Below are 7461 nucleotides of genomic sequence, written 5' to 3' on the forward strand. Positions count from 1 at the left end.
CCAGCCACGCCCGTAGTCCGACCGGCGGGTCTCCGACCAGCCGACCTAACCCAACCCCACCGATGAAAGGGACATCAACTCGCAGAACGCACTCTAAGGAGATGCACGTGCAGCAGCAGCGTCCACGCTTCGCCTCCTCCTCGCTCATGCGCCGATTAGCCGCCCTCGGCCTGACCGCAGTCGTGACGACCGGCCTGCTGGCCGCTCCCTCCCAAGCCGCCCCGGACTCCCCCGTGGCCTCGGCCGCGGAAACCACGACCGACCTCGGCGTGGCCGTGGGCCTGTCCTCCGTCGCCGACCTTGCGGTCGGTGACGGCCGGGTGTTCGTTTCCGCCGGCGACCGGATCGTCGTCACCGACGCCGCCGGTGGCGTCACCGGCGCCATCACCGGACTGTCCCAGGTGCACGGGCTGGCTCTGACCCCGGACGGCACCCGCCTGTATGCGGCCCTGTACGGGTCGGACGAGGTGGCAGAGATCGACACCGCCGACCTGACGATCCTCCGGCGGATCGGGCTGGCCGCGCACCCGTGCCCGTCCACCCTCGCGCTGACCGGCGACCAGCTGTGGATCGGCCGCGGCTGCGGCCAAAACTGGCGGGCCGGCGTCATCGGCCTCGACGTGACGCAGGCGGCACCAGCGCCGATCGTGCTCGCCTCCGACCTTTATAGCGCCCCGGCCATCGACGCCGCCGGCGGCACGCTCGTGGCCGGCGAGACCTACACCAGCCCTGCCGCTTTGTGGGTCTACGACATCGGCCAGGCGGCACCGGCGCTGCGCGGCACGATCTCCGGTTTCACTTACCGCACGGCCAGCATCCGGGAGGTCGCGCTGACCTCTGACGGCTCGGTCGCGGTCACGGCGGCCGGCGACCCCACCCGCTTCAGCCGCTATGACATCACCGCCCTGTCCCGGACCGGCTCCTACGGCGGCTACTTCGCGAGCCCGGTCAGTGTCGCGATCAGCGCCGACGACGCCACCATCGCCGGCGGCCGCAGGTCCGGCACCGACCTCACCCTCTACGACGCCGCGACGGGAGCCGAACTGCTGCAGACCGACAACCCGGCCGGCAACCTGGTCGCCGGCAGCATCGCCTTCTCCGGCGCCGACGTCTACGCCCTACTGCGCGCCCCGGGCGACCGGCTACACCTGTGGCGGCTGCCCGGCGTCGCCCTTCCGCCGTCGCTGCTGACGCCGACGACGTCGCCGCAGGTGCTGACCGGCATGGAGGTCCTCATCACCGGGCAGCTCACCCGAGCCGACGGCTCGCCTGTGGGCGCGCAGCCGCTCACGGTGACCCGCCGCCTGCCTGACGGAACCGACGAGCCGCTCGACGGCGTGACCACGGCGACCGACGGCACCTTCACCATCACCGACACCCCACCCGGTGTCGGCGAAGTGGTCTACACCGTGGCCTGGGCCGGTGACGACGCCTCCCGCGCCAGCCGTGCGGAGGCTGCTGTGACCGTCCAGCACCGTTCCTCACTCACCATGACCGGACCAGCCCTGGGCACCACCGGCACACCGTTGCACGTCAGTGGCGTCCTGGAAACAGGCGGCAACCCGCCCCCGCCAGGCTCCACCCTCACGCTGCAGCGCATAGTGCAAGACGACGACTCCCCGAGCACCACGTTGCCCACGGTCCCCGTCAACGACGACGGCACCTTCACCTTCACCGACACACCCGTCACCACCGGCCGCCACATCTACCACGCGCAGTGGTCCGGAAACGACCTGTCCGGACCGGCAGAGAGCCTGTACCGGGTCACCGTCAACGACAGCTGACCCCGACCTTGGGAGGGCGTCCGCATTTCGGCGGACGCCCTCCCGGCACTCACTTCCACCAGCGCCTGCGTCGCCCTGTACGAGGAGCACGGCGTCCGCCTGGCCGAGGACTACGAGATCGTCGGCGTCGGCTCTGGCTGCCGCCGCCAGGCCAGTGCCGAGATCGGCGACATCTTCCGCACCGTCGACCAGTTCGACCTCCCGCTGCACGGGTCCGGCGTCAAGCTCGCCGGCCTGCGCAGGTACGGCCGCTACCTCGTCACAGCCGACAGCATGGCGTGGTCGTACGCCGGCCGCCGCACCCCGACCCGGTGTGGCTCCACCCGCCACCGCTCCGAGGCGAACTGTCAGGTGTTCGCCCTCAACTGGCGAACCCGCGTCGAGGCTGTCGCCACCGCGCCAAGCACGCCATCGCCCAGCCCAGCCAGCTCGACCTGTTCCCCACCTCGGCCCGGACCCCGGCAGCGCGCCCCCAGAGCCCGCCAAGCAGGTCGCGGCCGCCCGCGTTGGCCAGGACGACCAGCTCGGCCCGTTCGCGGCCGCCTGAATCAGCCCCTGGATGAAGCGGCGGCGGTGCATCCTTGGGAGCATGCGCCTGCCGCGTCTTCGCAGCGCCCCTCGCCCTCCCCGGTCCGCCCGGTGGCGGAGACAACGACTGGGGCGCCCCGTACGGCTGATTCCCGTCGGTCTGGCTCTGGGCCTGACTCTCATCCTGGCTGGCGGGGCGGCGGTCGGCCTGGTCGCCTTGGCGCTCGCCCAACTCGCCCCAGTCAACCTCGCCAAGGTGAGGCCGACCACGGCCGAGGTCTTGGACATCATCAAGATCTCTTTAGCCGTCGTCGCCGGCGTCGGCGGAGTGGTTGCCCTCGTCGTCGCCTACCGCAAACAGCGCGTCACCGAGGTTGGAGAGACTCGGGAACAGGCCAAGCTGTTCAACGAACGCTTCACCACCGCCTCTGGGCAACTCGGCAATGAATCACCCGCGGTGCGCCTCGCCGGCGTGCACGCCCTCGCAGCACTGGCCGACGACTGGGAGGACGGCCGGCAGATGTGTATCGCTGTGCTCTGCGCCTACCTCCGCATGCCTCCCGACCCCGAACCTGACGCCAGTACCGGTCCGGCTGAACACGCCGCATGGGCTGGCATGGACGAGGTGCGCGGAACGATCTGGCGCTTGATTGCAGCACACCTCGACGCCAAGGCCCGGATTCCCTGGCACGGAGCCGACTTTGACTTCACTGGCGTCACCATCAGCCGATTCATCGACTTCGCCACCGCCGTCTTCCCTTCAGGCGTCGTTGCTTTCGATAGGGCCAAGATCTCCAGTGGAGGCTGGGTCAGGTTTGACCACGCGAGATTCTCCGGCGGCACTGTCCTGTTCCAGGGGACACAGTTCTCAGACGGATTTGTCACTTTCGAACATGCGACGTTCTCCGGCGGCATCGTCGCATTCACTGGGGCGAACTTCTCCGGCGCCGGGGTCGCGTTCCGCGCAGCAGCCTTCTCCGGCAGCAAGGTCACATTCGGCGGGGCAAAGTTCTCCGCTGGCCAGATCACGTTCGACGGCGTTGCTGACTGGTCAGTTCCACCGGTCGGTTTGCCCCCTCAAGCCCCTGGTCTATCGCTCCCTTCCAAGCCTGCGCCGAACCCCGCTCCGGAAGCGTCACCAGTCCCACTCACCCCCCAAGCAGACGATCAGCGTGAACCGTTGTGATCGGCGGACCGGGACACTAGCCCGGCCCGCCGTGTTCCCCGCCCTGTACACCGAGCGGTAGATCGCCTCCCGAGGAGGGTGCTGAAGGAGCGGTTCCCCGGTTGACCGACACCAACTAAGCAGATTTGGGGATGTATCTACCGTTTAGGGCTTTCGTCCTGTTTTGAGCGGTCGGTAGAACCGGCGCATGGCCACCCCTCCCGACCAGCACAAACACGCCCGTACGCAGCTCCGGAGCCCGATCGAGCCGATGCTGGCCAAGGGCGTGGCCGACTTCCCTCCAGGCCGCCTCGGCACCTGGGCGTACGAGGCCAAGCTTGACGGCTTCCGAGGTATCGCCCTCATCAACAGCGACCGCAGCGTGCATCTACAGTCCCGGCGCGGTGCCCGCCTCAACGACACCTTCCCCGAGGTCGTTTGGGCCGTGTTCGAGCACATCCCCGCCGGGACCGTGCTCGACGGCGAGATCGTCCGCTGGGAGCCATCCGGCCGCCTCGACTTCGGCGCGCTGCACCGCCGGAACATCGCCGGGCGCCGCCGCGCCGCCGCCCTCGCCATCTCCGAACCGTGCCACTACGCCGTCTTCGACCTGCTCCGTCTGCGCGGCCAGGACATGACCGGCCTGCCTCTGCGCGAGCGCCGCACCCTCCTGGAGGACCTGTTCGCGACCATCCCGGCCGCCGGCGTGCTCGCCCTGGGCCTGCACACCACCGACGAGGCCGAGGCGCGCACCTGGTACGAGTCCCTGCACACGGTCGGCGTCGAGGGCCTGGTCATCAAGCCGACCAGCTCCCGCTACGTGGGCGGGGAACGCGGCTGGCTCAAGCTCAAGCACCGGGAGAGCGCGGAAGCCGTGGTCGGCGGCTACGTCGGCCACTCCCGGCGGCCGAGCGGACTCCTCCTCGGCCGCTACGACCAGGCGGGACGGTTCCGCGTCGTCGGCCGCACCACCCAGCTGTCCGCGCAGGCCGCCGCCGAGCTCGCCCCTCTGCTCACCCCCGCGGCCGGGGAACATCCGTGGCCGGCGACGCTGCCGCCGGGCTGGGCGTCGAGTCCGTACGGTCAGCGCGACCCCATCAGCTACAGGCAGGTCCGCCCCGAGCTAGTGGTGGAGGTGCTGGTGGACACCGCTCGGGAGGGACTTCGGCACCGGCACCCCTGCCGCTACCTCCGGCCGCGCACCGACCTCGACCCCGCGCACGTCATCGAGCGGCGCGACACCGTGGCGTGATCGGCTGGCCGCTCGCCCCCGACGGGGAGGCCGTGGAAGCGTTCCAGGTGAAGGTCGCCCAGCACATTCACAGCTGACCCCGTGCATCAAGGGCCCGCCGCGGGATGCTGCATGGCGGACTTTGGGGTGAGACCGGCAGTAGCGCTTGCCGTTGATGCGTGTCAGGGGAATGTCACCGGGGCGATAGTAACTGTGCCGGCACCCACGATGATTACTTAGCGTGGACCAATATCACACTAGGTAATCATCATCGGAGGTTCGGTGCCACGCCCCTCACGCCACACCATCCCCGCCATCCTGGCTATCGTCCTCTTCGCCACACCCTTGACGGGCGGCACCGCACAGGCCGTCGAGACCCCGCCATCCGCCCGCGCCACGACCATGCTCCTCCGCGATGCCGTCGCCGGCCTGCCCACCGGCACCGAAAGCCGGGAAGGCTACAAGCGCAGCAGCTTCCGCCACTGGATCGACGCCGACCGGGTTATCTGGAGTCAAGAAGGTCATATGGCCGCCTGACCTTTGGTTTGGTAATGCAGACATGTCCAGAAAGGCATGGTGTTCGGGAGCGAGTCTGACTGTGGCCCGTCTTGGCCCGCCGCTCGGGTCGCCGTCACCAGACGCAAAGTAGCTGGTAGTAACCGGGCGTTGCCGGACGGCTTGTTAGCGGAGCAATCAGCCCCGTCTCCTCGCAGGGAACGGGGCGGGCGCCGAGCCTCGTTGGTGGGCTACTCAGTAGACGAACGTCGTGTCTGAGTCAACCGTGGCCACCGCCCGCACCTGCTGCTCAGTCATCCCGCGCATACCCCTCAGGTCTGCGCCGGACAGGTCCGCGCCGGACAGCTCCGCGCCGGACAGGTCCGCGCTGAGCTTCGCGCCGGACAGGTCCGCGCCGGACAGGTCCGCGCGGGACAGGTTCGCGCTGGTCAGGTCCGCGCCGGACAGCTCCGCGCCGACCAGGCTCGCGCGGGACAGGTTCGCGCCGGACAGGATCGTGCCGGACAGCTCCGCGATAGACAGGTCCGCGCGGGACAGGTCCGCGCCGGACAGGCTTACGCCGGACAGCTCCGCGCCGACCAGCTCCGCGCGGGACAAGTCCGCGTCCATCAGGTACGCGCCGCCAAACTCCAGGCTGGACAGCGACGCGCCCATCAGGTTCACCCCTATCAGATCCGCGCCCCTCAGGTCCACCTCAAACAGGTCCGCGCCGGCCAGGTTCGCACCTGCCAGTCGCGCGCCCTTCAGGTCCACCTCAACCAGTTGCGCTCTAGTCAGATTCGCGCTGGTCAGATCCGCGCTGGCCAGGTTCGCGCGGGACAGGGCCGCTCCGGGAAAGCGGCTGTTGGAGAAGTCTGCGCGGCCGGTAATGTCACCGCTGTTAATGACACCGGGAATAATGTCAACGCTGTATTTCAGGGCGCTCAGGGTGGGAGCAATGGTCAACGCCGCGACCACATCGGCAGGGGGACGCACGATGGGGTAGTTACCTTCCCCTTTGTCGTCGCTGCATCGCTTGGGCGGGGTTTTCTCACCGGGTTGAAGGGTGCACATGTCGTGGTTGCGGACGAACGCTGACAACACGTTGCGGATGGTGTCCCGGTCGCGTGGCGAGTCAGCGGCAAGGCGTTGCAGTGCGTAGATCCCGCCGAGTCGCACGTCGGACTTGGTGGAACCGAGTTGTTCGACGGCTTTGGTGTACCGGTCGGTGATCTGCCCCTCCTGGGTGGTGCTCAGCGTTTGAGCGGTGTACCAGAGTCCCAGTGCCGTGAATACGACACCGCCGATCACGACCAGCCCGGTCACTGCCTGGATGAGCGTGTGACGCGCGGAGTTGACTGCCTCCACTCGCTCGGCCGCGGTCATCTCGGTGCGTTCGACGTTTGTGAGCGGGGCGCGTTCTCCGGCGAGGTATCGGGCGGCCGGGCCGATGAGGGCGGCGAGCGCGAGGCAGGCCGCCAGCGCGAGCGCAACGCCCGCCAGGACCCAGCGCGCCCAGGTTGGTCCTGTCCACGTGATTGCGGCCCAAGCGCAGACGGCGGTCAATGCCAGGAGCGGGACCACCCACAGTACGCGCCTCCACCACCTGTGGCGCCGCGGCGCGGGCGGTGGGGGGTCGTCTGGCAGCTGTGCTGGTTCTAGTTCCGCCGGTGGGGGCGGTGTCCGCCCCCTGGTCGAGGAGGAGGCGAGGGCGGCTCCGGCCGCGGCCGAGGTGAGGAGCGCGGCCAGCGTGAGGGCTACGCGGAGAAGCAGGGGTTTGGCTGCCATGCTGGTGATTGCACCAGGTCCGCCGGCCCAGCGAAACAGGAGATGACCAACTCGCGCGACCACATGAGTAACAGCGGTTACTCAGTGCTGCTTTGCCTCTGGTGGCAGCGACCCAAGCGCCGGGCCGTCTTGCGTCGCGTGCTGGGCCAGCGGGTCGGTTGGGGTTACCAGTGCGCTGGGGCCGGGCCCGATGCTCGCGCTCAGCCGAGGTTCGGTGGTTGGCCGCGTTCACGCAACAGACCCAGCGCCCGCTCCAGGGCATCCCTCAAGGCGGCGGTCTCACTGCGCATCTCTTTGAGACGTTGGCGCAGGGCTTCGTTCTGGGCGCGCAGTGATGCCTCGGACGAGGTCTGTTTCGCGGGTGGTCGACGTGAAGCCCGCGTTCCGCAGCTAATCCGTGATCCAGGGCATGTTCGGGTGCGAAACCGCAGGTCGGTGGCTTGCGACTTTGTGGAAACGGCGGAAGGCCC

5 protein-coding genes are annotated in these 7461 nt (G+C 69.0%); 4 read left to right on the forward strand and 1 reads right to left on the reverse strand.

Going from position 1 to position 7461, the window contains the following annotated elements:
- Nucleotides 1-107: 107 nt before the first annotated feature.
- The 4 genes from ACIBF7_RS44860 (at nt 108) to ACIBF7_RS44875 (ending at nt 5245) form a co-directional block, all read left to right on the forward strand.
- The gene (locus ACIBF7_RS44860; RefSeq protein WP_397199918.1) at nt 108-1784 is read left to right on the forward strand and encodes a hypothetical protein; all 1677 of its coding nucleotides are present in this window, start codon (nt 108-110) and stop codon (nt 1782-1784) included.
- A gap of 808 nt (nt 1785-2592) precedes the next feature.
- Nucleotides 2593-3498 carry a hypothetical protein gene (locus ACIBF7_RS44865; RefSeq protein ID WP_397199919.1) on the forward strand — a complete coding sequence of 302 codons (906 nt, stop codon included), beginning with the start codon at nt 2593-2595 and terminating at the stop codon, nt 3496-3498.
- A 187-nt stretch (nt 3499-3685) separates the two neighbouring features.
- On the forward strand, nt 3686-4729 hold the full coding sequence (locus tag ACIBF7_RS44870) for an RNA ligase family protein (protein WP_397199920.1): 1044 nt from the start codon (nt 3686-3688) through the stop codon (nt 4727-4729).
- 261 nt (nt 4730-4990) lie between these two features.
- Complete coding sequence (locus ACIBF7_RS44875) at nt 4991-5245, forward strand: hypothetical protein (RefSeq protein ID WP_397199921.1); 255 nt, start codon at nt 4991-4993, stop codon at nt 5243-5245.
- A 213-nt stretch (nt 5246-5458) separates the two neighbouring features.
- Here the strand turns inward: ACIBF7_RS44875 and ACIBF7_RS44880 are convergent, their stop codons facing one another.
- Nucleotides 5459-6787, reverse strand: a complete 1329-nt coding sequence (locus tag ACIBF7_RS44880) for a pentapeptide repeat-containing protein (protein WP_397199922.1) — start codon at nt 6785-6787, stop codon at nt 5459-5461.
- Between the last annotated feature and the right edge of the window lie 674 nt (nt 6788-7461).

The organism is Nonomuraea sp. NPDC050478 (genome assembly GCF_044458265.1).
Taxonomy (GTDB): domain Bacteria; phylum Actinomycetota; class Actinomycetes; order Streptosporangiales; family Streptosporangiaceae; genus Nonomuraea; species Nonomuraea ferruginea.

What these genes read in the sequence shown, in the direction of transcription:
- ACIBF7_RS44870 (WP_397199920.1), top strand. Translation starts at nt 3,686, where the DNA reads ATGGCCACCCCTCCCGACCAGCACAAACACGCCCGTACGCAGCTCCGG.